We start from the raw sequence: 26,470 nt of genomic DNA on the forward strand, positions 1-26,470 counted from the left end.
TCCTATACCATCCCGCCGGCGGCAAGCAGCGGGCCTATAATCGATAACAGCAACGCGGGCAAAATCAACGTGCCCGTGGGAATGAGGATTTTTACCGGCGCCCGCTCGATATTTCGCTCGACCTCCGCGCGATGCGCGGCACGACACTCGGCGCTTTGAGCCGAAAGCGTGGACGCAAGCGGGGCGCCCAACGTAAGCGCCTGGGTCACCGCCGTGGCAAACGATTCCAAAGCCCTCAACTCCAAATCGGCAGCCGCATCCATAAGCGCCTCCTCCCTTGTCTGCATGCCAATCTGCCAGCTCATGCATGCCTGCTCCATACGACGGGCAAGCTTTGTATCGCGCTCGCGACAATACAGAGAAAGCGATGCGTCGAACGACAATCCCGCAGACAGCCCCAGGCAGATCAAATCGATCATTTCAGATGCCTCGCCCAACGAAACCGCCCCGTCAACATCGGAAGACCCTGTCCAAGCCTCAATACGGTTGCGAACGATATCGATGACGCCCCTCGTTGCCCGCACCGCCTGCGCAACAAGACCTGACACGCTGGACGCTGCGCGGGCCGAAGCGCGCTCGTTCGTTTCGCTCGCAAGCCATATGGCGCTCCCGAAGAACAGGGCGGTGCAGAATACAAGCCATTCGCCATCCATCACAGTTCCACCTTCATGATCTTTCGAATAACCAGCCAGGCAACCGCATTGAGACCTAGTGCCACAAACACGCAAAACGCTCCCGATACAGTCGCCACGCCCTTTCTAAAATCGCTGGAGAGCAAGGTAAGAAACGCAATCATCGCAACCGGCATACCCGCTACCAGGCGGGCAGACATACGCGCCTGCGATGTCTTCACGTCGAGCGTCCGCTGTAGCTCGATACGGTCCCCCACCAGCCGTGCCGCCTCTTCCAACAGATCCTTGAGCGGCGCGCCCGTCCTCTGGGACACCTTCAGCGCCAGGGCGACCATATCCAGACCGGGAGCGCGCAGCCTTGTGATAAGGCCGTCAAGCGCCTCGGTAGCAGAAAACCCGCAATCGATAGCAAAGCCAACGCGCATGAACTCAGAACGAACGGGCTCCCTTGAATGAACGCCTACGTACCGCATCGCCTGCGCCAACGAATGCCCGGACCCCAGCGCAATCGATAATGCCCCAAAGGCTTCGGGCATCGCGCGCTCCGTGTCACGCGCCGTCGCCTTCTTCGCGCGACCGCCCGCCACGGCAAGAACCATCACGGGGACGCCAGCACCTATCAACGCCCCAGGGACAGAGAGCGACGCCACCCCGCCCACGACCGATCCGACGCCCATGAGCAGAACAACCATCGCAGCCGCGCGCCTCTTATCAAGCACCGCCCCTCCGCTTTCGCCAGAAGAACCAAAGAGCAGCCGTTTTGCAGCCCCCATATCGCGAATTGGCTCGGCAAGGCTCGCTAAAACATCGACGGCCCCGGGAGCTCGATCAAAGATGCGCCCCGTAAGCAGGAGAATCTGGTTGACACCGCCGGCGGCAAACCCGCAAGGCCGCGATGCAACGGCGCCGCCGGGCAAAAGACCCGCCACGCAAAACGCCACAAGCCCCGCTATGCCGCAGAACACGACCGCCTCCATTCGTCCACCTCCCCCTGATCTAGGGCGCCTTCCAGAAGAGAGCGCTCGATAAACTCCGGCTCTTGAACCAACTCCCACGTTTCAGACGCGGCATCGAAGGCAACGTATTCTTTCAGCTCGACCCCGCCGGACGCCCCTCTCTCCACACCGCAATACGACCCCACAAACCTCTTTCCATCCGGCCTGCGCAACGACATCACCACCCCATCGAGAGCCATGGCTATCTGCTCTTCGATAAGGTCGCTAGGCAGGTCGATTCCAAAACGAGCCAGAAGCGTCATGCGAACTATGGTCTCTTGCGGCGTGCCGGCGTGCAGCGTGGTCAGCGATCCATCGTGCCCCGTATTCATAGCCTGCAGCATGTCGATGCACTCGGCACCGCGGACCTCTCCAACCACAATGCGGTCGGGGCGCATGCGCAGGGCATTGGTCACCAAATCGCGAATGGTCACAGCGCCCTGTCCCTCAATCGACGCCTCTCGCGCTTCGAGCCTCACCACTTGGGGATGGCACGCAAACTTGAGCTCGGCCGAATCCTCAATCGTCACAATCCGTTCTTTCTTTGGAATCTCGCAGGACAACGCGTTGAGCAGCGTCGTCTTGCCCGAACCCGTTCCCCCCGCCACCGCCAAATCCTGTCGCAATTTAACCGCGCAAGACAGCAATCCCGCATACCAACTTGGCAGCGATCCCAGCCTTACAAGCTCGTCCAAAGAGCTAATCCGGTCCGAGAACTTTCGAATGGTCACGCAGGTTCCATCGATAGCTGCGGGAGGAATCACCACGTTGACGCGATATCCGCTAGGAAGACGGGCGTTGACCAGCGGGCTCCGCTCATCCACACGCCTGCCCAAAGGAGAGATGATGCGATCGACCACGATACGAATCTGCTCTTCGCTATCAAACAGGGGACCAAGGGGGTAAAGCTCGCCGGCGCGCTCGAAGAAAACGGAATCCATGCCGTTGACCATGATTTCCGTCACGCTATCGTCCTCGAGCAACGGCTGGAGCGGGCCAAGCCCCACCACATCATCCAACACCTCGCCCACTATGAGCTCTCGATCGCACTCGGGCAGATTTCCATGCCCGTCCGCATTCAGCACCGCCTCCACGGCGGGCCGCAATTCTTCTCGAGCGGCGGCCGCATCCAATCCCGCAGCGATTCGCGCCACCTCGGCAAAACCGACGCGCTCCATCAAGGCCCTCTTGGCTTCGGCCTTAATCGCACGGCTTTTCGCCGAGTCCTTTTCCGCGGCATTCACGGAACCAAGACGTCCTTCGGCCTCCTTCACCCTCCCCATCACCGTCATGCCGCATCACCAACCCTCTTTTTCCATGGCAACCGTATGCGGGGGCGCACCCCCGCCGCCGCTTTCATCCCAAGATCATCCGCCTCGATTGGACATCCCAATTCGCGCAGCAACTCTCGCGCAAAAGAGCGGACGCTGGTCGCAAAGGCCCCAGGACCCAGAAGCAAGCTGTCCAGATGGCCGAACGCCGCCATGCCGCGCACCTCATCGCCTCCATCCGCAATCCTCGCGCGCGAATGCAGCGCAACGCCCATCTCATAGCGCATGGCCTGCTCCTCCCCTGCCCCCTCTCCGCCAAAGCGGTTGAACACGCCGGTCATCTTGGTGCCGGGAACTCCCACGCGCGACGCCAGGCCCATTGCTTTTATTGACGAAGAGACAGCGCAGGCACCCGGCGCGCCCACAACCAGGCACCGGTCGCATGACGCCACCAGGGAGGCGACGCAATCGCCCCAAAATGTCGATGTATCCACAAAGAGCACGTCTGCCGCCCCGCGGAGCACGCGCACCAATTCATCAACGGGCGCAGCCATAACCTCCGCCATTTCCGGAGCTTCAAGCGGGCCCCACAACGTAAGGCCGGGTGCTATTTTCATGGCGGTCGCCTCGGCGGCGGCCTCGGGCGAGACCGACACCCCCTTATCAAGAAGCAAGCCAAGATCAAGCGGTGCATCGACGCCTAAAAGCTCGTGCTGGTTTCCAAACATCAGATCGGCGTCTATGACTGCCGCCCGCAACCCCATATGGGCGCTGCAATATGCAAGGGACGCTACCAGCGTCGACTTCCCCACGCCTCCCCTACCGGATATTGCCGCCACCAGCGGAGCGCCCGCCTGTTGCCCGGCATCGCCTTGCGAGCGCAGGGCGCGCCGCCCCATCCCTAGAGAGGAGACGGTCGAGGAGGCACCTCGCGACGCCTCCCCCGGTTCCGGCCCTGCGGCCTTTTCGGTGGGCAGCCGTCCTGCAGGCATCTCCATCGCGGGCGCCGCTGCTGACGCCAGGGCAGCAGTCGGCTCTTCGTTATTGCAAGCGGGCCGCGCAACGGCCGCGGCATCATTTGGCCCTCTCACCGCACATGCCTCATTCGATTCAATCGACGACGCCACCAGCGGGCCCGCCGCAATAACCTCGGTAGCCCCGGCGTAGAACAGCCGGGCGAACCATGCCGGATCCCGTGAATCGGCGAGGACGAGAATTTGCCCTGCTCGTCCGCCGCGCGATATCGACTCAACGGCAGCAAGAGCATCCTCGTCCCCCGCTTCCGCCACGAGGGCGGCGTTCACGTCTTGATTGGGAAACCCGTCGATCATGTGCGAGAGATCTCCCATTCCACCAAATCTCAGCACGTTGGCCTGAACATCCCTCACCCGCACCTCGGTAAAAAGCCGCGCATACGCTTCGCGCGAACAACATGTCAACCACACGGAGCCCATCATGCGGCGCCCCCTTGCTCGTCCTGCTCAAGATCGCCCGGAACCACAAGCGTCACCGCACCCTGCGTTGTAGCAGCCAGCAACTCCTTTACCGATGCGGGATCCACCGCCAGGGTCACCCATGAGATATCCCCGCCGCCGTTGGCAAGCGAGCTCGTATCCAGCACGCGGGCGCGCACCAAGCGGTCGGCAATCGAGTCCCGTGATACATAGACATCGACCACCGCGTTTCGCACCAAAGCCCCTCCGACTGCGTGCTCGGGATCGCTTGAAACGGACACGGCGACCTTGCCCGAAGGAACCTCGACGGCGTTCTCGTCCTTCTTGAAATAAGCGGCGCTCAAGGGGGCGCGATTCGGAATGCGCGAGGTCGCGGTTTTCCCCAGCACGTCGTCCATCGACGTCACCGCGCTCGAGGGAAGCAGGCTCGCAAGCCATTCCTCCATTGCGATGCAGCTCTCGTCCACCACGTCTCCGGGTTCGATATCACGCGTTGCCACGCATACCGAAACAACCTCTCCGCCGTAGCGGGCAAGGGCATCTTGCTGCGCTTTCTGGGCCTCCGCCTGAACAGACGATGCATAAAGCAACGCAGCTATAGCCGCCGCGACGCCCGAAATCACGCTTAAAGCTATTCTCGTCCTGCGTTTCACACCATACTCCCCTCGTTCACCAGCGCCCGATCAAGGCGACCTCAGCCACCAACTGTCGGTGCGCGGATTCCATTGTGGAAGGGATGCCGCATGCTACAGAGAGCCATTTAAGAAAGTGAAACGCGGTCTTACAAATGTATGCCCCCAATCTTCCACCGCCTGAAAGATTGGGGGCATATCGAGCGAACAAATTGTACTAACGCAGCGCGCGCCACCATGCAAGAAGGCGTCTAATTGCACCCGTTTTCACGCAACGGTGCCGCAAAGCATCATTATTCGCCAGCAAGGCGTCTCTACAAATGAATATCCGGATCCAGGGACTGGGCACTTACGCGCATCTCACCAGCCAAAGCCAAAAACGCGTCAACGCGAGCGCGGTTAATCTCCTCGGCCGCGACCGCTTCGAGAACCGCGCAGCCAGGCTCATGGGTGTGCGTGCAGTCATTGAAGCGGCAAGCGCGGGCGGCTTCGACTACCTCGGGAAACGTTCGAGCAAGACCGCGCTCATGGCCAACCAGGGGCAGGCTGCGCAAGCCCGGAGCATCTGCTATAACGCCGCACGGATCCGGAAGCGCCACCATAACGCGGGCAACGGTTGTATGGCGTCCCATATCATCGCGCTCGCGCACGCCGCTTGTCGCCAGGGCATCGTGTCCCAACAGCACGTTGAGCATGGTCGATTTCCCCGCTCCCGATTCGCCCAAGATCATGCCGCAGGTCCCCTTGGGAATACAGGCGCGGACCTCATCCAAACCTCGCCCGTCAGCAGAAGAGGTCACAAGAACGCGAACCCCCTCGCCCACCAAATTCTCTATATGGCGTACCGCACTTGAGAGCTCGTCTTCATCACAGCGGTCCGCCTTGGTGAGAACCACAACGGGAGTCGCGCCGCAATCGTTGACCAGAACGAGCGATCTTGAAATGCGGTCGCACATAAGCTTGACGCTGTCGCGCGCCGCGCCCAAGGGCTGGACGATGAAGATGATGTCGACGTTGGCGGCAAGCACCTGACGCTCGCCGCGGTTCTTGCCGCGCCAGCGCTCAAACGTGGTACGGCGGGGCAAGACGCGCTCGATTACCCCCATGTCGTGACCGGGATCGCACCTCACGGCCACCACGTCTCCCACGGCGGGCAGCATGTCCGCCCCCTTCGCAAACGCAACGGCGTGCTCGGCGCGCAACGTCAGTCCTTCCGTCGCCACCAAAGGAAAGCCGCGATCAAGCCTAACCACAACGCCCATGCGCATGGCGCCCGCCATGGCATCCTCGCCCGCCGCGAGAAGCTCGTCCACAAACGTTTGGAAGGCAGCCGCCTGGGACTGGTCCACGCGCATATCGCCAAAGGAAGGAACATCTTGCAGCGCATCGATTTTAGGCAGGGCCTCTATCAGCGATTCGTCCATCGATGAATCGGAGCCGGCAGACCGCAGCGCCTGCACCTCCGCTCGGCGGGCGCGCGAACGGCCCTTTGCCGCCTTAGTCTTCTTTGCCTTTTGCTTTGCCACAGAAGCTCCTATCGCACGCGGCATCCATACGTCAAATAAGCCGCTCATACTAGCTGATTCTACGTCTGTGAGTATAGCCAACGCGCTCGGCGCGCACCAATGTCCATCCATAAAAAACGGTCGTCCCGCGTTCCGAGCACGGGGCGACCTGCACATGTGGAGCCGCTGGAGGTGGAGTTAGTTTCCTTGGCTCTAAGGCTATTGTTCTCTAAAGTTGCGTGTTTGCATCACTTATTCGCACATGTCATACGAATCACATTGAATCGCACAAAAGCTCACAGCAACGGCTCAGCTGCGCGCACGCACAACCAAGGACCGCATCAGAATCAAACGCCGCTCAAGGTCCAGAAGATAAATCCGCCACAACCCAATAAGGAGCGCTCATAAAAAGGGGGCACGGCTTTGAAGCCGCACCCCCTAATGGGTCGCTATGTGCAAGCGAACAAAAACGGTTTTACGCGTCCTTCTCGACCTTGCGCATGATTGCCTTGTAGACCTCCATGATCGGGATGATCAGGAATGCCAAGCCAAGAGCGGTCAGCAGCGCGTGGACGGGCAGCGGCATGAAGCCGAAGACCTCGGCCAGGAAGTCGACCTCGACGGGGACGACGGTCAGCGCCAGCGCGAGGGCGGCGGCGCCCCACAGCCACTTGTTCTGCTTCTTCATGGAGAAGATGGAGGCGCGGCGGCTGCGCATGTTGAAGGAGTGGAAGATCTCGACCATGGACAGGGTGATGAATGCCATGGTGACGCCCTCGGCGTCGGCATTGCCGGCGATCATGTCGGCGATGTCGATGTAGCCCATGTCGAAGTAGACGCCCGCGAAGAAGGAGGCGAGCACCAGCAGGGTGATGATGACGCCCTGGAAGGCGATATCGAGACCCATGCCGCCGGCGAAGACGCCGTCGGAGGCGTTACGCGGCTTGCGCTTCATAACGTCGCCCTCGGCCTCCTCCATGCCAAGCGCGAGCGCGGGCAGGGAGTCGGTAATGAGGTTGATCCACAGCAGCTGAACCGGCTGGAAGATGGTGAAGCCGATCAGGGTCGCGACAAAGACGGAGAGAACCTCGGCGATGTTGGCGGACAGCAGGAACTGGATAACCTTGCGGATGTTGTCGTAGATACGACGGCCTTCCTCCACCGCGTTGATGATGGTGGCGAAGTTGTCGTCGGCGAGAACCATGTCCGCGACGTTCTTGGTGACGTCGGTACCGGTGATGCCCATGCCGACGCCGATGTCGGCGCGCTTGATAGACGGAGCGTCGTTAACGCCGTCGCCGGTCATGGCGACGATGTTGCCGCGGCTCTTCCAGGCATCGACGATACGAGCCTTGTGCTCGGGCTGGACGCGGGCGTAGACGGAGATGTCGGTGACCTTCTCCTTGAAGTCCTCGTCAGAAATCTTGTCGAGCTGAGCGCCGGTGATGGCCTGGGAGGCGTCCGTAACGATACCCAGGTCCTTGGCGATGGCGACGGCGGTGTCGATGTGGTCGCCGGTGATCATGACGGCGCGAATACCGGCCTCCTTGGCCTCCGCGATAGCAGCGGTGACCTCGGGGCGGACCGGGTCGATCATGCCGGACAGGCCGCAGAACACCAAATCGTGCTCAAGGGCCGCGGGGCTGAAGTCAGAAGGCTTCTCGGTATAGGTGCGGCTGGACAGGGCCAGAACGCGCAGGGCCTGATCGGCCATGGCCTTGTTTGCCGTGAGGATCTCCTCGCGGCGGGCGTCGGTCATGGGGACGATCTCGCCGTTCTCGTACACATGGGTGCAGCGGGACAGAACAACGTCCGGGCCGCCCTTGGTGTACTGCTCAAAGGTGCCGTCGGCCTCCTCGACCACAACGGACATCATCTTGCGGCCGGAATCGAACGGAGCCTCGCCCACACGCGGGTGCTCGACGTCGAGGCGCTTCATGCCAGCCTTGGCGGCATCGTTGACCAGAGCGCACTCGGTGGGCTCGCCAACGGCCTCGCCCTTCTCCTCGTCCCACTTAGCATCGGAGCACAGGGCCATGCCAGCAAGGAACTTCTCCTCGGAGCAGGCGAGCTCGTGCTTGACGACGGTCATCTTGTTCTGGGTAAGGGTACCGGTCTTATCGGAGCAGATGATCTGGGTGCAGCCAAGGGTCTCGACAGCGGTCATCTTACGGATGATTGCCTGACGCTTGGACATCTTGGTAACGCCCATGGACAGAACGATGGTGACGACGGCAACCAGGCCCTCGGGAATAGCGGCAACGGCCAGGGACACGGCGACCATGAAGGTGTCGAGCAGCATGGCGGGGTTGGAGCCAAGATCACCGAAGTGGCGGATGATGTCGACGGCGAAGATGATCACGCAGATGGCGAGAACGAGCTTGGTAAGGATGCCGGAGAGCTCGTTGAGCTTCATCTGAAGCGGGGTGAGCTCCTTCTTAGCCTGGGTAAGGGCGGTGGCGATCTTGCCCATCTCGGTCTTCATGCCGGTGCCAACAACAACGGCGCGACCGCGGCCGTACACCACGGTGGAACCCATGTAGCACATGTTCTTGCGGTCGCCCAGCGGCACGTCATCGGTATCGGCGGCAAGGGCGATCTGATCGGCGTGCTTCTCTACCGGGACGGACTCGCCAGTAAGGGCGGCCTCCTCGATCTTCATGGAAGCGCTCTCGAGAACGCGGCAGTCTGCCGGCACGGAGTCGCCCGCTTCGAGCAGGACGATATCACCGGGAACCAGCTCGGAGCTGGGCATGTGGACGAGCTTGCCGTCGCGCATAACCTTGGACTGGGCGGCGCTCATCTCCTGCAGGGCCTCAAGGGCCTGCTCGGACTTAGCCTCCTGGACCACGCCCAAAACCGAGTTCAAGATAACGACGGACAGAATGATCGCAGCGTCCGCCCACTCGGGCTCGCCCTGGATGAAGCCTGTGATCACCGAAATGGCGGCAGCAACGAGCAGCATGATGACCATGGGGTCTGCCATCTGCTCGAAGAAGCGCTTCCACATGGGTGTCTTCTCTTCTTCGTCCAGCTTGTTAGGGCCAACGCTCGCAAGACGCGAGGCGGCCTCAGCCGCGGACAGGCCTGTCTCGGCGTTAGAGGACTGTGCAGCGAGCACGTCCTCGGCCGAAGCCAGGTACTCCTTCTCCATAAAATCCCTCCTGGAACTTTCTCTTGGGATGCGGTGCGTCCGCACCCCACTCCAACAGTCTGACACCCGATTATAATTCCCCCAGGAGGGGCAAGGGCTTGTCATAGGTCGATATGGTACCCAACCCTTACCGTCCTAGTATAGAAACCAACAGAGGTTCCAGATTTGGTACCAGCTCACCACAACTGATGATAATTTATTCTTATTACGCGGCGCAAGGCCATTCCGCGCGCTCGTCTTGAGACAGGCTCTCCCTCTCAGCTGCCACACGGAACCCCCTTGCCCTTTTCGACGCAGCAGCGAGGCTTCGTCCCGATACTGATCGCCCACAACCTAAAAGGTATTCTTGATGGAATCAGACCAGAGGCGGCGGGCATTTTGGGCGTATCGCGCACCACGCTCTGCAAACTTCTCGAACAGTCCCAAACATAAGACGCGCGAAAGCAAACATAATTGTGGAACTCCGTAGAAATTTATCTGTTGGGAAGGAATCTTTCACCTAAACACGCGCATTATGAAATCGATTACGCCCAACGGGTTTAACCACCCGTTCGCGTAGTAGAGGGTTGACATGGATGCGGTAAAAGTAATATCACGGCCGCTTCTATTCCCCTATAATGCTTATCGGTTGTATTAGCGCAAAAAACCACGTCAGATGGAGGTCTGAATGTTCAAGCGCACCAAGATTGTATGCACGATGGGTCCCGCCTGCGATAGCGATGATATCCTGCGCGAGATGATCAAGGCTGGCATGAACGTTGCCCGCTTCAACTTCTCCCATGGCTCCTACGAGGAGCACCACGGCCGCATCGAGCGCGTTCGCCGCATCGCTGCCGAGCTGGGCCAGCCCGTTGGCATCCTGCTCGACACCAAGGGCCCCGAGGTCCGCACCGGCCTGCTCGAGGGCCACAAGAAGGTCTCCGTCACCGCTGGCGACCCCATCATCGTCACCGCTGAGCCCACCACCGAGGAGAACCTTGGCAACTCCGGCCACATCTCCCTTGACTACCTCAACCTCCCCAACGAGGTTAAGCCCAGTTCCCACATCCTGATCGACGACGGCCTGATCGACCTCAAGGTCGACCACGTCGACGGTGCCGACATGCACTGCATCGTTATGAACAACGGCGAGATCGGCGAGCGCAAGGGCGTCAACATCCCCAACGTTGACCTGAGCCTGCCCGCCATCACCGAGCGCGATCGTCAGGACATCCTGTTCGGCATCTCCGAGAACGTCAACTACGTTGCCGCCTCCTTCATCCGCAGCGGCAAGGCCGTCCGCGAGATCCGCGAGCTGCTCGACAGCAACGGCGGCGAGCACATCTCCATCTTCCCCAAGATCGAGAGCTCCCTGGGCGTCGAAAACTTCGACGAGATTCTCGAGGAGTCCGACGGCATCATGGTCGCCCGTGGCGACCTGGGCATCGAGATCGCCCCGCAGCTGGTCCCCTTCATCCAGAAGGAGATCATCGCCAAGTGCAACGCTGCTTACAAGCCGGTCATCACCGCTACCCAGATGCTCGACTCCATGCAGCGTAACCCCCGCCCCACCCGCGCAGAGGTTGCCGACGTTGCCAACGCCATCTACGACGGCACCGACGCCGTTATGCTCTCCGGTGAGTCCGCTGCCGGCCAGTACCCGGTTGAGGCCGTTAAGATGCAGGCCAGCATCGCCATGGAGACCGAGCGCCACCTGCCCGCTCACCGCGAGCTCAAGGTTCCCGACGGCGCCAAGGGTACCCGCGTGATCAACAACGTTGTGGGCCTCTCCGCTGTGAACATGGCCACCACCGTTCGCGCCAAGTGCATCACCGTTCCCACCACCACCGGCCGCTCCGCTCGTCTGGTGTCCCACTTCCGTCCCAACATGCCCATCGTCGCCTTCACCCGCAACGAGTGGGCCGTCGCCAAGATGCTCATGTACTGGGGCGTTGTTCCCTTCCTGGCTGAGACCGAGGGCGATGACGTCAGCCTGACCGCTGCCCACGCCATCGACGCCGCACGCGACTGCGGCTTCCTTAAGCAGGGCGACATCACCGTTGTTACCGCTGGCGATCCCGCTACCTCCGTTACCCTGGAGGACAAGATCACCTCGACCAACATCTGCTGCGTGGCCCAGGTCCGCTAAGGTTTAACCCTAGCAATCGCTTACACAACAATCCCCGCTGGATCCCAAGGGTCCAGCGGGGATTTTGTTTTAGCCATCTATTAATACGATCAGTTCCGCGCTCCATTATGGGCTGCGTCAGCTAGCCGCAAACCACAAGCCCAACCTCGTCCAAGCTTTATTACGCGCGCTCCTCAAACAGGCTTATGGTCTGCTTAACCACCTCTGCAAACGTCTGCGCAAAGAACTCGTCCGTAAGAAGCTGGTAGGGCGGATGCTGATCGGTCCCCTCGTTCACACGAACCGTCTCATGCGCCACGCCCACCGTGGCGATAACCAGGTCCCTATCGATGGGGTACTGGGCAAACCGCGCCGCTGCCCCAATAAGGCGCACAGAGGCAACGGGGATGAGACGCAGGGGACGAGAACGGCCAAACCAGTCGAAATCGCTCTGCTTCTTGATGCGGAACGAATCGCTGGGGCGCCCGCCATGGGCCTCAAGGTACTCGTTTACGCGGGTGTTCCAAATGTTGTCCGCCAGCAGGTGGGCCCACGTGCCAAGCGTCAAATCAACGCGGGACGCCTCAATGTCCGTCTCCGCGGTGGAGTTCGCTGCGGCAACCTCTTGGGGATCCTGGATCAACGCAGGTTCATTCTCATAGCGCACCGGGTAATGGATGCGGTTGATGCGCTCGCGCTCGTCCTCAATACTAAGGGCGGCAACGCGCGACCCATCCGCACCGTGAAGCACGGGCGCAACAAAAGTGTGCCAAAATTCGTCCTCGCGCGGCTTGGGGATGGGCTCCGGCTTGGCAAAATGCGTGATGCGGTAAGGAATGGGGTCGGCAATACCTGGCACCATGTAGCCAACGCGAATGTCCGGCACCACGTTGCCAAACAAAAAGGCGTTTTGGTCGTGCACCGCACGCGTGAGCGAGCAGTTGCGCGCCAGCACCTCTTGCGTCTGGGCAATATGGATGTTCCAACTTGGCATGAACGCACCCCTTAATTAAAAGGAGCCCACGCTACCCGCGGGCTCCTTCAACTCAAACACTGCTTTCATTCGCTTTCACGAAAGAACGAAGTAGCTAATCAGCTGATCAATTTTTCTGATATCGACACCCTGTTTCAAAGCGATTTTAATGTGCCCTGCCCTAGTCCACAACTCGATCTCAGAATTGACGTCCATAAAACCAGCGTTCTCCGATGACCACATATTGATTGAGCTCCACGGCAAGGAGTACATTTCGATTTTCTTGCCCGTAATGCCCTGTGAATCTCTAATGATCAGCCTTTTGTTTGTAAAAATAGCCGCGTCCCTTATCGTTGCATATGCCGCAAAAGGCTGCTCGCCATCAATGAGTATCGATGCAATATCTGACGGTAAATCAATCTCCCTCATGAATGTCCAAGTTGCAATCGATTCGATACTCTCGGCCATTTTCCTCCCCCTGTTCTCTAATTAGTTAATTACAACCTGATCCGCATACAGCGCAGGCAATGATATTGCAGCCCCCAAAGTGGATTCATACGTATACTGACCCAAGCACGTACCGTACACAGTCACCGAATCATCCTCGAGGACTCGTGTGCCGCCAAGCAAATCAGAATCATACCCAACAAAGATAACGTCATCCCAGCCTCCGTCCGTCGCAATGCGCAGGTCGGTCTCATCGGTTCCTTCTACCACCTGAAGCACTTTCCCGGTAAACGTCAGCTGCTGCCCCATATAATCGTCGGGATTCCTTGCAACGTCAGCAAAGGCGACTGCAGAGTAGTTTTCCGGCTTAAACACCTCTTTTAAAGACGAATGGGCCGATACGAGCTTGCTATGCGCGTCATCGACATCGTCTTGAGTGGCCTTATCATCATCAAGAACCTTTTTTGCTGCATCCAACGCTTCGAGCAACGCTTGAAAAGTCTCCGGCGTATAGTCGTTCCCGGACAAAGAGGTGTATGCCTCAATTGAGGATTTCAACATAGACTTGTCGACGCTGGGCTCTTCTTCAACCTTAGTTACCTGCTCAGCACTTTCAGTGCTGCCCTCTTTACTTGTGGTCGAGGATTTGTCGCTATTACCGCCCGATCCAATCGCCGCTAAAAGAAGAACAACTACGCAACCAATGATTATTGCTTTTTTCTTGGAAGGCTTCTTCTTATCCTTTCCAGCATTTTTCAACGCTGATTTACCATAATCGAGATCAGGAGCAGCAACTGGACCATGATCCTCATTATTCTCCGAGGCCCCGCCCTGCTTTTCGCTCATTTCCATTGGCGTAGGCACAAAACTACCAACAGCTTTCTTCTCTTCCCCCATGTTTTCCTCCCATCAATGTTGACCCTCAACACACTGCCTTCGATACTGCTTGTCCCATGGCAGTTATAGAAAGTATAGCAATATAAATGCCATGCCTTTTTACACAATAATCGGTCTAAAGAAGGGAGCGTCCCAACACACTGACGCTCCCTCATTTCAGCTATATCAAATGGGGTAACCCTAGCTGCGGACCTCGCCGCCAACGGCCTTGCACACCTTGGTGACCAGCTTCTGATGGGTCTTCTCGACCTCTTCGGACGTCAACGTGTGGTCGTCGGAGCGATAGGTCAGCGCGAACGCCATGGACTTCTTGCCCTCGCCCACGCGCTCCTTGTCGCGATAGACGTCGAACAAGCGCACGCCAACCAGCAGCTTGCCGCCGGCACTGCGCAGACGGCGTTCAAGGTCCTCGCAGGTAACGCTGTCGTCCACAACGATGGCCAGGTCATGCTCAACGCTGGGGAACTGCGAGAACTCGTGGTAGGCCTCCTGAGAGCCGGCAACGCTCAGCAGCGCGTCCAGATTGAGCTCGAAGGCGACCACGGGAATATCGATACCGTAGACGTCGCGCGCATCCGGATGGATCTCTCCAACCCAGCCGAGCACTACGCCGCCGGACAGGACCTCGGCGCAGCGGCCGGGCTGCAGGAAGGCATAGCCCTCGCCCTCGGCGGGACGGAAACGTACCTTGGGCACGCGCATCTGGTCAAGCAGCTCCTCGACCACGCCCTTGCCGTCGAAGAAGCGAAGCGGCATGGGCTTTTTGATCCAGGAGATGTCGCCCATAGCACCAGACATGACGCCGGCGACGTTCTCGCGCTCCTTGGGAGCGCTGGCGTTTTCGCGACCAATGAAGACGGTGCCGGTCTCGTAGAGCTGCACGTTGGCGGTGCTGTGGGAGATGTTGTACTCAACAGCCTGCAGAAGCGCCGGAATAAGCGAGCGGCGCATCTCGGTCTGTTCGGCCACCAGCGGGTTCATAAGGATCACGGGGCAGCCAAGCCCCTCCTCGCCCATGCCAATGCGCTCAAGGTCGCCCGGAGCAGCGAATGAGAAGTTCATGGTCTCGTTGAGGCCGCAGGAACGCAGCACGCGGCCGACCTTGCGAATCTGCTGCTGGCGATGGGTGAGACCGCCGATGTGGTTCTTGGCGGCAGGGATGGTCGCTTCGACGCGGCCCATGCCCCACAGACGCAGAACCTCCTCGATAAGGTCGATTTCACGCGGCAGGTCGGGGCGGAAGGAGGGCGGCGTCACGGTGAAAACGGTCTCGCGGCCCTCTCCTGCGGTCTCGACACTGCAGCCAAGACGGGTCAGGGAGCGCTGAATGAAGTCGATCTCGATGGGGGCACCGCACAAGTCGAGCACGCGGGCGTAGCGCAACTCGATGGACTCGATGGTCTTGGGCGCGGGGTAGACGTCCACGTAGCCCGGAGCGACCTCGCCGCCGGCAAGCTCCTCGATAAGGGCGCAGGTGACGTTGGCGACGTCCACGCAACCGGTCTCGTCCACCTGACGCTCGAAGCGAATGGAGGCGTCGGAGATAAGCGAGAGGTCGCGGCTGGTGTGCGAGGTACGGCCGGCGTTGAAGCAGGCGCTCTCAACCAGCACGTCGACGGTATCGTCCTCGATCTCGGAATCCATGCCGCCCATGACGCCGGCAAGAGCGACGGGGCGCTCGCCGTCAGTGATTAGCGCCATGCCCTCGGCCAGGGTGCGCTCCACATCGTCCAGGGTGCGGAAGGTCTCGCCCTCGTGCGCGGCGCGAACCACTACGGAACGCTTGCCGTCGCGCTCGGCGAAGGTGGACAGATCGAATGCGTGTAGCGGCTGGCCGGTAAGCATCATCACATAGTTGGTGATGTCGACGATGTTGTTGTGGGGACGGATGCCGCAGGCGTTCAGGCGCTCCACCAGCCACTCGGGCGAAGGGCCAACCTTCACGTTGCGGACGATGCGGGCCACGTAGCGGCTGCAGAGGTTCCCGTCCGCAAGTTCAACCGTGACCTCATCGGCGGTAGCGCGGCCGACCTCGGCCTTGATAGCGGGCAGCTCAACATGGAAGTCGCGGTCGTAGATGGCGCCGACCTCGCGGGCGATGCCGATCATAGAAAGGCAGTCGGCGCGGTTGGGCGTGATCTCGCAGTCGAGCACGGTATCAGACGTGCCGTGGTACTGGGAGAACGGCATACCAACGGGAGCGTCCTGGGGCAGGATCATAATGCCCGCGTGATCGCTGGAAAGCCCCAGCTCGCGAGCAGAGCAGTTCATGCCCATGGAGACCACGCCGCGCAGCTTGCTCTTCTTGATCTTGATGTCGCCCGGCAGCTCGGCGCCGATCATGGCGGTCACAATGTGGTCGCCTTCGTTGAAGTTCTGAGCACCGCAGACAATCTGCAGGGGCTCGGGATTGCCGTCGGCATCCACGTTACAGGCGCCCACGTCAACCTTGGTGACCCACATATGGTCGGAGTCCGGGTGCGGCTCTTTGGAGACCACCTTAGCGGTGACGATATGGTCGAAGGACTCGCCCACGGTCTCGATAGCCTCGACCTCGGTACCGGTGCGAATGAATTCGGTCGCGAGCTCGGAAGGATCCTCCGGAACCTCGACCATGCTGGAAAGCCAGTCGTATGAAACCTTCATCTATGTACTCCTTTGGAATGAAATCGGCTTTTGGATCGGGCGTGCTTAGAACTGCTCAAGGAAGCGCATGTCGCCCGTGACCAGGGCGCGCAGGTCGGGCAGGTCGTAGCGAAGCGCAGCGATGCGCTCCACGCCGGCGCCAAAGGCGAAGCCGGAGTACACGTCGGGGTCGATGCCGCAGTTGATGAGGACGTTGGGGTCGACCATGCCGCAGCCCAAGATCTCGATCCAGCCGGAGTGCTTGCAGAAGGGGCAGCCCTTGCCGCCGCACACGCCGCAGGAAACGTCGACCTCGCAGGAGGGCTCGGTGAACGGGAAGAAGTGCGGACGATAGCGCGTGGCGCGGTCCTCGCCAAACATGCACTTAACAAAGTAGTCGAGCGTGCCCTTGAGGTCGCCGAAGGTGATGCCCTTGTCAACGACCAGGCCCTCCACCTGATGGAACTGCGGCAGGTGGCAGGCGTCTGCCGTATCGGGACGGTACACGCGGCCGGGAGCGATCATGTAGATAGGAGGCTTCTGGGACTCCATGGTGTGGATCTGCACGCCGGAGGTCTGGGTGCGCAGCAGCACGTCGGACTCGCCATGGGCATGCTGCTCGGGATGGGCGGCGGTGCCGGGGGCGTTGTCCTTTACATAAAAGGTATCGCGGGCAGAGCGGCTAGGATGGTCCAATGGGGCGTTCAGCGCGGTGAAGTTGTACCAGCTGCTCTCAACCTGCGGGCCGGTCTCCACGGTGTAGCCGATGCCGCAGAAGACATCCTCGATCTCCTCGATGATCTGGTTGATGAGGTGCTGGTGACCGATCTTAGGACGAGCGCCCGGCAGGGTGATGTCCACGGCCTCGGTCGCCATAAGCTCGCGAATGGCGGCGCGCTTGAGCTGCTGGGTGCGGTTGTCCAACAGCGTCTCGGCCATGCGACGCATCTCGTTGGCTCGCTTGCCCAAAACGGGGCGCTCCTCGGGAGAGATCTTGCCCATCATGCGCATCAGGCCGGTGATCTCGCCCTTGCGGCCAAGAAGCGCCACGCGCGCGGCCTCGAGCTTGTCGCTCGTCTCCGCGCCCTCGATCAGCTCCTTCGCTCGCTGTTCGAGCTCCTCAAGTTCATCGATCAAACTCATCTGTTCCCTCTCTTTCCAAGCGGCACCGCATCACGGCACCAACCTGTTCCATAGAAAAATCCGCCCTTGGAATCATGTGATCGCTCACACTCCCAAGGACGGATCAGATTTCCGCGGTACCACCTTGATTGGCCGCCGGTTGTCCTCCCGGCGAACCCTCTTTTGCCCGATGTCGCTCAGGCGGGCGGCTTCCCTACTCAGCACGAACACGCGGAAACGAGCGCAAATATCGTCTTGCATGCCCGTATCGCGGAACCACCGTTCAAGTCGCAGCTCGGGAGTGAACTCGGGCTTCTATCGTTGCGGGTGGGCTTGCAGCCGGCGGCCCTCCCTCTCTTGGCAACGATGCGGCGAGGCCCAACCTCTCCGTCAACGCAATTGGCAGAAGGATAACACAACGCAATCAGACTAAAAGAGTGCATCACCCTTTAAGCTGACAGAACTTGCAGAACTTGCAAACAAGACGGACAAGCCTTGCCCGTCTCCATCTATAACTCAACCCCATACCTCGCGAGTAGGCCCTTGCGATTTTGAACAAGGCGCTCGCGCATAAACGGAATCGAAAATGCCACATACCCACGCTCCGCGGGCTCGACAATCTGGCGCGATACCAGAAGCTATTCGCCATTATCGCTTTTATCGTTATTATCGTTTTTGTAGTGGAAATAGTATTTATCGCAAGATAAGGCAGCCAGACCGCCTTTCGCCCATACGAAGCGACCTTGTTATTTCTTGATGCGACGGCCCTACCAAGAAGGGCTTCATCGCCAAACGCAACGATGCGCGTTACGAAGCGCCCACACACTGTGACCAAGTCACCGACAATTGCGCGGCATCTCGAATACATTTTCCACAATGCGCAAAGACCGTGAACGCCAATCTAATTGCCACAGTGAAAACCGCCCCATCTCGCGAACAGGACGGCCCGTGACCCACCTCGCATCCTTTCTCGAGGGCATCATCACCTTCATCTCCCCGCCTACTGCCCATGCCGCCCATCTACCTGGCCTACTTCGCCGACGTCGAGCGGCTCGATAGCGGCGGCGCCAAGTCCTAGATGGCAGAGATCCTCACCCGCGTCGCCTTCTACGCCGGCGACCCCGCATGGGCCGCCTTCAAGATGGCTAAAGAGGACGCCATGGGTTCGGAACGGCAGGACGAACTAGAACATGGCCTCGTCGATGCGGCGGACGGTCTCGCGGTAGTCGTAAGTCGGCGGGGTCCAAGGGGCGGCAGCGCGGCTGAGCCGAACCCCAAGCGCACCCCTCATTTCAAAAGAACCATACCCGCATTCGATCTACAGTTTGATGGCCATACGGCCCGAATCTCCTATGCGGCTGAACCCGAAACGGGCATAAAACGCCGCCGCCGAATCGTCCACGGGATCGACCACGAGCGCCCAAGCACCGGCGATCGCTGCGACCTTGGACGCGTTGACGATCGCATCGCGTAGCAGGGCGGCGCCAAGCCCCATTCCTTTAAAATCGTCGTCCACGCCCAACATCCCCAGAAGCACGGCGGGGACCTGGGAGGGGGCGTTGCGGGCGAGCCATCCCCCGCCGATGTCGGTCCGCACAATGGAATGCGTGCTCAGCGTATAGAAGCCCGCCACGCGCCCGGCGCAGCGCGACACGTAGACCACGCCCGTTCCTCGCACGCGAGCGGTTGCGGCATGGCGCGCGGCCCACGAATCAACGATTTCGACGCCGCAATGGAAGCCCTCTATACCCTCCCCCGCCGCAAGCTGGACGGGCCGGGAGAACCCAGCCGTCATGCCCAGATCTCCTCACGGGCCAGGAGCTCGCGGGTCGACTCCGGTAGCGGGGCGTCGAGCATCGAGCAGAACTCCTCGAACGCGGGCCCCGTGAGCCGCGTAAGGCGCGCTGCCTCTATATCTGCTGCCGCCGCCTCATCGAGCTTGGAGGTCGACCACTGCGTGAGCGTCTGGCCCCTGAGCGCCGCCGCCTCCTCATAATTGGCTCGCTGGGAGCTGGTGAGCCTCAGGTCCATCCTGCAGGGCTTTTCCAAAGCGGGCGCTGCCATGTCGTCCCCCTCTTTAAGCGTGACATTTGTACGGAATTACTACGTACGATTATAGCGCTGAGGGACCAGCGCGTCCATATGGCGTTGCAGCGAGCACCATATACGGCATGGAGCCGAGCATTCTGGATCGAACGCCTGCCCGCTGGAATTCGACACCTTCGTCGCCGGCATTGCAAGCATCCTCAGACTGCGGGATTTGTAGCGAGCACACGGGAGCAAGGTGCGCTCCATTGGATCGGTGCCCCTTCTCGGACCATCGATGAAGCATCAGTTCGCTTACGCAACAAGCGCTAAACACGGCGTACGCTGGCTAGCCAAGCGAGATAGAAAAGCGCTTCTCAAGATCCGCGATGTCCCACTCATTGGGCAGCACCCATGCGCTGTCGACGATAACCACCTCAAGCTCGTCCCAGTCGCGCGCGAGGCAGATACCATCGGGTAGATCAGCGGCGATGAGGTCCCCAATAGACGGAAACGAAACCCAGGCATGCTCGCCATTCCCATAGGCCTGGAATATGGCACAATCCTCATCCTTGATAACCATGTAGTCATGAGGCCGCTCGCCAAAAAACTGAAGCTCGATCTCGTCGCTGCCGGGGAGCGCGTCATAAAGCGCCATGAATGCATCTATGGGGATCATGAGCCGCCTCCATACTCTGAACGCGCGCCGATAAATTGCACCCTGTCCATTTTAAATTGGCCTTAATGATAGACGCTAAAATAGATAACTGACATTGCAGGAGTCTTGCGACTGCAAGCGCACTGGCGCTACTTCGCGTAGCAACATTTCTCGGGAAACACCCCGTCCGCCTGGATATGGTACGCGATCTTCGATTGAGGCTGAACGCCTAGATGTCGATGCCGTTAGGATCGCGATGCGTCGCGTTCGAGCAGTTGCGTTCTCGACCATCTGCTGTTCGATCTCATGCTCCTGGTGGCCCTGCCTGGTGGTGATGAAGTCGAACACGTACGGGTCTTTGAGCGCCCGTTGGGCAAGTTCGCTCTCCAGTGCGGGCAAGGTGCGAGAGAAGTTGGTCACCTTGCCGGCAAGCTTCTGGCGCTCGTAGAGCCGCAAATCGATCTGATGGTCAAAGACCACACGCGACCAGCCATTTTCGATAGTCGCGTTCAGGTACCACAATCGCTCTTCCCCGGGCTCGGTCTTGTCGAGGAGCGGCATCATATGACCCCATGGAATTGTGCAGTAACTGCTGCACAATTCAGAATCCACCTCACGAGCGAACTATGCCATGTACTTGAGACTACGGACCGAGAATCCCCTGATGCCGGGGAATGCAGCCCTAATGTCCTTCGACAGAGTTTCGATGTATTTGTTGCCCCACTCCGAACGCGCCACAAGCTCGTTGCCTATGAGCCAGTACATGCGAATCATCTCTGCAGAAGCCTTCTGCGCCGCATTCGACCGCGCGGAAGAGATGACCTTGGCCACACGACCAAGAGACTCTTTGTATTCACCCGTGTTCAGCGACATGACAGATCATCCAGTTTATAGACTGTGCAACGAATGGCACACAATGTGGCACCCTGCTCAGGCGAGCATAGCACGCCGACCGGATATAACATCGCACCTCAATCTCACCGGAAATGAGCTTGGGAAGCGAGCGCTTAGGAGCGTTATCTCCAGATGCGATAATGCGTTCCCTCTGCCTCACTTACCCCCGATACGCAAATCCACTCAACAAGCGACATCGCCCGCGCCCGCGATAGCCGCTCTCCGCCCATGCTACGGCGATATCGGTCTATTGGGATCAGCCCTGCGCTCGGGGTGGCGCCACTACAACCATCAGAGCGACTTCGGGGGCTTCGAACCCGAGGAGCGCTCCTAGTTCGGGGCGTAACCGGCGTGCCTGTTACCCACTTTGTCGACAAGGAAGGCGACCTGGCGGCCTACGGACAGGGCAGGCTGGGAGTCGACGGCATTCGCCAGGGCATCGAGATGGCCAGCTAACCCCATTCGACAAACCGCCTCCGCTGGGGATGGCAGCTGAGGGCCACGAGGTGGGTGCTTCAGGGCCGTGCATACTCAAAACGGCCCTCTCCGCCATGACCCTCGCAAAGAAGGGCCTCGATGGGGGCAAGATTCTAGAGATAGATTGGAGACATAACTAGCATGCCCGTCTCTTAGAATTCACTTGCACCTTGCCCGACTGCCGCCGTGCCGCCCTTTCTGCCAAAGATAAAGCCCTTCTCGCGCAAAAACTGGGGCCTGCGGACCTTGCCTTACCCACCTCGTGGTCCTCAACTGCCACAGCGACCGGCAACGGTTTCCAGCGCCCTTTTATCTATGCATTGTTGAAATGTAGGCACCCGCCTGACCTTGCACTATGCTGGGCGCGCATGCATAGCACCCGACAGCGCTTTCATAGACAGTATCCCCGCCCGCTGGGTACACTCTCAATCGTCAAACCAATCCCCCACGTACGCGCCAGGAGGCACCATGGGCAAGCACAAAGATGACTGCACCTGTAAACATGACCATAAGCATGACCACAAGCACGGCGAATGCTGCGGCAAGCACGAGCATGAGCACAAGCATGGCGACGGCGAGTGCTGCTGCCACGGCCACGAAGAAGGCCACGTCTGCCAGGCGCCCCAGCGCGCCGAGGAGTTCCGCGCCCTGCAGCGCGAGCTGTGGACCCGCTCTTACCTGCTAAAGATCACCGAGTTCGACGGGGCCACGGTTGCACCGGAGAACGCCGCCCCCGCCCGCGGCGAAGCGATGGCCGCGCTCGCCGGCGAGCACCACCAGATCCTCACCAGCGAACGCGCCCAAAAGCTGGTCCATAAGCTCAACAAGGCACTCTCCAAGGGCAAGCTCGACGACGCCCAGCTCGCCGACGAGGTCCGCGTCTTCGAGCGCGACCAACGCGAGGCCATGGCATTCCCCCAGGAAGAGGTCGAGGCATGGAGCCGCCTCACGTGCGAGGCGGACGCCGTGTGGCACAAGGCAAAGCTCGCCAATGATTGGGATTCTTTCGAGCCCTACATCGACCGCATGGTCGATGCGCTCAAGCGCCAGGCGGGCTACCTCGACAGCTCCCGCGATCCCTACGACGTCTGGCTGGACCAGTACGAGCGCGGCATGGACGCCGCCTCTTATGACAAGTTCTTCTCCCAGGTCCGCGAAACCGTGGTTCCACTGGTCCGCGATATCGCCGAGCGCGGCGAGCAGCCCCAGGCGGATTTCCTCACCGCGCGCGTGCCGGAGAGCGTCCAGCGCAACCTGTCCTTCGACCTTATGAAGCTGGTTGGCTTGGACATGGCCTCCACCACCCTGGCCTTCACCGAGCACCCGTTCTCGGAGGGCTTCAGCGTGGGCGACGCGCGCGTGGCGACGCACATCTACGAGGACAACCTCATGAGCAACGTCTACTCCGTCATCCATGAGGCCGGCCACGCCATCTACGAGTTGGGCGTCGACCCCGCCTACGCCTTCACCTGCCTTGAGGGCGGCACCTCCATGGGCATCCATGAGAGCCAGAGCCGCTTCTTCGAGAACACCGTCGGCCGCTCCCGCGCCTTTATGGGCCCGCTGCTCGCCCTGCTGCGCAAGCACGCGCCGGAGGTCTACAACAACGTGGACGAGGATGCGCTCTACCGCGCCGTCAACATCGCCCAGCCCTCGCTCATCCGCACCGAGGCAGACGAGCTCACCTACCCGCTGCACATCATGATCCGCTACGAGATCGAGCGCATGCTCTTCTCCGGCGAGGCCACGGCCAAGGACGTTCCCGCCCTGTGGGCGCAAAAGACCAAGCAGTACCTTGGCCTGGACGTTCCTACCCACACCGAGGGCGCCCTGCAGGACACCCACTGGTCCGGTGGCGCGTTTGGCTACTTCCCCAGCTACGCCCTGGGCAGCGCCTACGACGCGCAGTACGTTCCCGCCATGCGCGCAGCGGGCATCGACCTCGAGGGCGCCTGCGCATCCGGCGACCTGGCCCCGGTGCGCACCTGGCTGGGCGACAACATCTGGCGCTTTGGCCGCGGCAAGGACGCGCCCGAGCTCATCGCCGGCTCTTGCGGCGCCCCCTTTGACGCCACGTTCTTCTGCGATTACCTCTCCACCAAGTTCCGCGACCTGTACAAACTCTAAAGTTCGGCAACGCGGCGCGGCCACCTGCCGCCGCATCAGCTTGCGCCTTTGGACGAGCATCGCTTTGGGCGGCCCCACGCGGGTCGCCCTTTTCTTTGGAACGCGACGGCGAACGGCACCGTGAAGCGGCGAGCGGCAGATGGCATTTCTCACCGATGCAAATGGGTATCCTGTTGCCTAACGTAGACCGTTCTGAAGCCGAGCGGCGGCCGCGACGCCCCGTAGCCAGCGCGCGGCACCGTCCTTGAGCCCAGAACCCGTTCGAAGGAGCACCCATGCTCTACGCAATCTTCAACCTCTTTGGCGGCCTTATAGGCCTCGTCCTCATCCTGCTTGTGATCGCAGCGCTCACCGGCAACGTCTTCTTTGTGGTCAAGCAGCAGCACGCCGTCATCATCGAGCGCCTGGGCAAGTTCCACCGCATCGTCGGCGCGGGGTTCCACGCCAAGATCCCCTTCATCGACCGCAAGGCCGCCACGGTAAGCCTTCGCACCATGAAGAACGGATTCGATATCGACGTGAAGACCGAGGACAACGTCACCATCGGCCTGGAAGTCTCCGCCCAGTACCACGTCAGCTATGACATGGGCTCCAGTCCCGCGGATTCCGGCGTGTACAAGAGCTACTACATGCTGCAGCAGCCCGTCGCCCAGATGCGCGACTTCATTACGGATGCCCTGCGCTCTTCCATCCCCGTCTACACGTTGGACGAGGTCTTTGCCAAGAAGGACGACATCGCCAAGGACGTCAACGCCACCGTCTCCGAGCAGATGGACGCCTACGGCTTCACCCTGGTCTCCACGCTGATCACCAAGATCGCGCTGCCGGCAGAGGTCGAGGACTCCATGAATCAGATCAACGCCGCCCAGCGCACCAAGGCCGCGGCGCAGGACCTGGCCGAGGCGGACCGCATCCGCCGCGTCACCGAGGCCAAGGCTGAGGCGGAGGCCATGGAGAAGGCCGGCGAGGGCATCGCCAACCAGCGCAAAGCCATCGCCCTGGGCATCAAGGACTCGCTTGAGACCATCCAGGAGACCGGCGTGGGCAACGACGAGGCCAACCAGCTGTTCATGTTCACCCAGTGGACCGAGATGATGAGCGAGTTCGCCAAGAGCGGCAAGGCCGCGACGGTGGTTTTGCCCACGGACTTCCGCGACTCCACCAGCATGTTCGAGCAGATCATCACCGCGGACCAAGCCGGCGAGGGCATCAAGGTCCCCGCCGTGGACCCGGTCGAGTAGTACCTCGCCCGCTCGCGCAAGGCGACTCCCGGCGTCAAGCGCGTCAAACGGCAGCAGCCCCGATCTCGCATGGAGGTCGGGGCCGTTTTTTCACAAACGCCTATTAAGCTAATCTTGTTGCTGCGGAGCTTCGCAAGCGCTTCGAATCGAATGTGCCAACGGTAGAGCTAGGTGAAGTCCTCTCGATTTCCACGAAGACATTAAAGCCGCAAGATCATGACGGGTAAATATGGGAAGACCCGTTGCGTTCGCATTCGCGGTGAGCTTGCTGAAATTTGTTTTTGCACCTGCTCGATGGGCATGCCTTTGCCGATTGCGTGTATGGCCAGCGTGCGTCGGAACTTATGAGGATGTACCCTACCAATCTGCGCTTTCTCCCCCAGCGCCTTGATCCTCTTCTCGATTGTGCAGACGCTCAGCCGTTGTGCCCTCCCATCGAAAGACTCACTCTCGATTTTGGCAAAGGATTTGATCCGTCCAACCTTCGCTATATGCGGTTGTTTTACCAGGCATTTCCAATTTGTGACGCACTGCGTCACGAATTGAGCTGGACTCACTATCGAAGGCTTTCCCGTATATCCGACCCCGACGCCCGCATGTGGTACATGAATGAATGCGCAGACGCGAAGTGGAGTACACGTCAGCTCGAGCGTCAAACCAACACGATGTTTCGAGAGCGCCTGCTGGCGAGCAAGGATAAGGAGCCAGTTTCAGCAGCCTCTGCTCGCTTACAGGTTGTCGATAATTGCCTGGGTGATTTCGTCGTACTGAGCCGGCTCGAGCGTGATGCGGCCGGGGTTCATGGCGAATACGTCGCCAAACTCAAACGGGTCGTCCTTGTACTTGGGGACGATATGCACGTGTAGATGATGCATGGTATCGCCGTAAGCACCAAAGTTAATTTTGTCGGGGTTGAACGCCTTGTGCAGCGCAGCTGCGACGTGGCGGACATCGGCCATAAAGGCGGCGGCGTCTTCCTCGGACATGCAGGAGATGTCATCGACGTGCTGCTTGGAGGCCACGATTACGCGACCCTTGTGGCTCTGCTCCTTAAACAGGATGAGCTTGCTGGCGGGCAGGTCGAGCATGGGGATGCCAAAGGCATCGACGAGCGTGTTGTCGGTCCCGCACATGCAGTACGAGCAATCGGTGTGTCGTTCCATGGTGATCCTTTCGATCTGGTCAACAATGAATGTCGCTTTTGCAGCAGGTGCAATCCCCCCCCGTTTGCACC

At 60.2% G+C, this 26,470-nt stretch carries 20 protein-coding genes and 2 pseudogenes; 4 read left to right on the top strand and 18 right to left on the bottom strand.

Annotated elements, in window-relative coordinates; genetic code table 11:
• Positions 1 to 2: 2 nt before the first annotated feature.
• From HMPREF9452_RS04560 to HMPREF9452_RS04590, 7 genes are all read right to left on the bottom strand, one after another.
• Entirely contained in the window at positions 3 to 653 is a 651-nt protein-coding gene (locus tag HMPREF9452_RS04560; RefSeq protein ID WP_009140947.1) for a type II secretion system F family protein, read from the bottom strand.
• Positions 653 to 1,609, bottom strand: coding sequence for a type II secretion system F family protein (locus tag HMPREF9452_RS04565; RefSeq protein ID WP_009140948.1), 957 nt, complete (start codon positions 1,607 to 1,609; stop codon positions 653 to 655). The genes HMPREF9452_RS04560 and HMPREF9452_RS04565 overlap by 1 nt, the downstream gene beginning before the upstream one ends.
• A complete protein-coding gene (locus HMPREF9452_RS04570) occupies positions 1,582 to 2,919 on the bottom strand; it encodes a CpaF family protein (protein ID WP_009140949.1) in 1,338 nt (445 codons plus the stop codon). The genes HMPREF9452_RS04565 and HMPREF9452_RS04570 overlap by 28 nt, the downstream gene beginning before the upstream one ends.
• Entirely contained in the window at positions 2,916 to 4,229 is a 1,314-nt protein-coding gene (locus HMPREF9452_RS04575) for a P-loop NTPase (RefSeq protein ID WP_187116493.1), read from the bottom strand. Before HMPREF9452_RS04575 ends, HMPREF9452_RS04570 begins: the two co-directional genes overlap by 4 nt.
• A gap of 122 nt (positions 4,230 to 4,351) precedes the next feature.
• On the bottom strand, positions 4,352 to 5,005 hold the full coding sequence (gene cpaB / locus HMPREF9452_RS04580; protein ID WP_009140951.1) for a Flp pilus assembly protein CpaB: 654 nt from the start codon (positions 5,003 to 5,005) through the stop codon (positions 4,352 to 4,354).
• 293 nt (positions 5,006 to 5,298) lie between these two features.
• Complete coding sequence (rsgA, locus tag HMPREF9452_RS04585) at positions 5,299 to 6,510, bottom strand: ribosome small subunit-dependent GTPase A (protein ID WP_009140952.1); 1,212 nt, start codon at positions 6,508 to 6,510, stop codon at positions 5,299 to 5,301.
• 454 nt (positions 6,511 to 6,964) lie between these two features.
• Positions 6,965 to 9,643: a cation-translocating P-type ATPase gene (locus HMPREF9452_RS04590; RefSeq protein WP_009140953.1), complete on the bottom strand. Its 2,679-nt coding sequence runs from the start codon at positions 9,641 to 9,643 to the stop codon at positions 6,965 to 6,967.
• Between the two features lie 667 nt (positions 9,644 to 10,310).
• On the opposite strand from HMPREF9452_RS04590, the gene pyk reads away from it, so the two are divergent.
• Positions 10,311 to 11,771 carry a pyruvate kinase gene (pyk, locus tag HMPREF9452_RS04595; RefSeq protein ID WP_009140954.1) on the top strand — a complete coding sequence of 487 codons (1,461 nt, stop codon included), beginning with the start codon at positions 10,311 to 10,313 and terminating at the stop codon, positions 11,769 to 11,771.
• A 160-nt stretch (positions 11,772 to 11,931) separates the two neighbouring features.
• Here the strand turns inward: pyk and HMPREF9452_RS04600 are convergent, their stop codons facing one another.
• The 9 genes and pseudogenes from HMPREF9452_RS04600 to HMPREF9452_RS11275 form a co-directional block, all read right to left on the bottom strand.
• A complete protein-coding gene (locus tag HMPREF9452_RS04600; protein ID WP_009140955.1) occupies positions 11,932 to 12,744 on the bottom strand; it encodes a hypothetical protein in 813 nt (270 codons plus the stop codon).
• A 75-nt stretch (positions 12,745 to 12,819) separates the two neighbouring features.
• A complete protein-coding gene (locus HMPREF9452_RS04605) occupies positions 12,820 to 13,191 on the bottom strand; it encodes a PH domain-containing protein (RefSeq protein ID WP_009140956.1) in 372 nt (123 codons plus the stop codon).
• Positions 13,192 to 13,212: 21 nt separating this feature from the next.
• Positions 13,213 to 14,067, bottom strand: coding sequence for an FIVAR domain-containing protein (locus HMPREF9452_RS11270; RefSeq protein WP_009140957.1), 855 nt, complete (start codon positions 14,065 to 14,067; stop codon positions 13,213 to 13,215).
• A 180-nt stretch (positions 14,068 to 14,247) separates the two neighbouring features.
• The gene (pheT, locus tag HMPREF9452_RS04615) at positions 14,248 to 16,713 is read right to left on the bottom strand and encodes a phenylalanine--tRNA ligase subunit beta (protein WP_009140958.1); all 2,466 of its coding nucleotides are present in this window, start codon (positions 16,711 to 16,713) and stop codon (positions 14,248 to 14,250) included.
• 45 nt (positions 16,714 to 16,758) lie between these two features.
• Complete coding sequence (gene pheS / locus HMPREF9452_RS04620) at positions 16,759 to 17,835, bottom strand: phenylalanine--tRNA ligase subunit alpha (RefSeq protein WP_009140959.1); 1,077 nt, start codon at positions 17,833 to 17,835, stop codon at positions 16,759 to 16,761.
• 1,297 nt (positions 17,836 to 19,132) lie between these two features.
• Entirely contained in the window at positions 19,133 to 19,609 is a 477-nt protein-coding gene (locus HMPREF9452_RS04625) for a GNAT family N-acetyltransferase (protein ID WP_009140961.1), read from the bottom strand.
• Positions 19,606 to 19,878 carry a type II toxin -antitoxin system TacA 1-like antitoxin gene (locus HMPREF9452_RS04630; RefSeq protein WP_009140962.1) on the bottom strand — a complete coding sequence of 91 codons (273 nt, stop codon included), beginning with the start codon at positions 19,876 to 19,878 and terminating at the stop codon, positions 19,606 to 19,608. Before HMPREF9452_RS04630 ends, HMPREF9452_RS04625 begins: the two co-directional genes overlap by 4 nt.
• A 310-nt stretch (positions 19,879 to 20,188) precedes the next feature.
• Complete coding sequence (locus HMPREF9452_RS04635) at positions 20,189 to 20,518, bottom strand: hypothetical protein (RefSeq protein ID WP_009140963.1); 330 nt, start codon at positions 20,516 to 20,518, stop codon at positions 20,189 to 20,191.
• A gap of 75 nt (positions 20,519 to 20,593) precedes the next feature.
• Positions 20,594 to 21,370 (bottom strand): annotated as a pseudogene (locus HMPREF9452_RS11275) (DUF1016 N-terminal domain-containing protein).
• A 966-nt stretch (positions 21,371 to 22,336) separates the two neighbouring features.
• Between HMPREF9452_RS11275 and HMPREF9452_RS04645 the strand changes: the two are divergent.
• Positions 22,337 to 23,995, top strand: a complete 1,659-nt coding sequence (locus HMPREF9452_RS04645; RefSeq protein WP_009140967.1) for a carboxypeptidase M32 — start codon at positions 22,337 to 22,339, stop codon at positions 23,993 to 23,995.
• 275 nt (positions 23,996 to 24,270) lie between these two features.
• A complete protein-coding gene (locus HMPREF9452_RS04650; RefSeq protein ID WP_009140968.1) occupies positions 24,271 to 25,236 on the top strand; it encodes an SPFH domain-containing protein in 966 nt (321 codons plus the stop codon).
• 200 nt (positions 25,237 to 25,436) lie between these two features.
• Here the strand turns inward: HMPREF9452_RS04650 and HMPREF9452_RS11770 are convergent, their stop codons facing one another.
• Positions 25,437 to 25,775, bottom strand: a complete 339-nt coding sequence (locus HMPREF9452_RS11770; RefSeq protein ID WP_232205017.1) for a tyrosine-type recombinase/integrase — start codon at positions 25,773 to 25,775, stop codon at positions 25,437 to 25,439.
• Here HMPREF9452_RS11770 and HMPREF9452_RS12345 point away from each other — a divergent pair.
• Positions 25,728 to 25,856, top strand: a pseudogene (locus HMPREF9452_RS12345) (DUF1016 N-terminal domain-containing protein); the annotation flags it as partial. The gene HMPREF9452_RS11770 and the pseudogene HMPREF9452_RS12345 overlap by 48 nt on opposite strands.
• Before the next feature lie 108 nt (positions 25,857 to 25,964).
• On the opposite strand, the gene HMPREF9452_RS04655 reads toward HMPREF9452_RS12345, so the two are convergent.
• Positions 25,965 to 26,399: an HIT family protein gene (locus HMPREF9452_RS04655; RefSeq protein ID WP_009140969.1), complete on the bottom strand. Its 435-nt coding sequence runs from the start codon at positions 26,397 to 26,399 to the stop codon at positions 25,965 to 25,967.
• Between the last annotated feature and the right edge of the window lie 71 nt (positions 26,400 to 26,470).

The organism is Collinsella tanakaei YIT 12063 (genome assembly GCF_000225705.1).
In the GTDB taxonomy this organism is placed as follows: domain Bacteria; phylum Actinomycetota; class Coriobacteriia; order Coriobacteriales; family Coriobacteriaceae; genus Collinsella; species Collinsella tanakaei.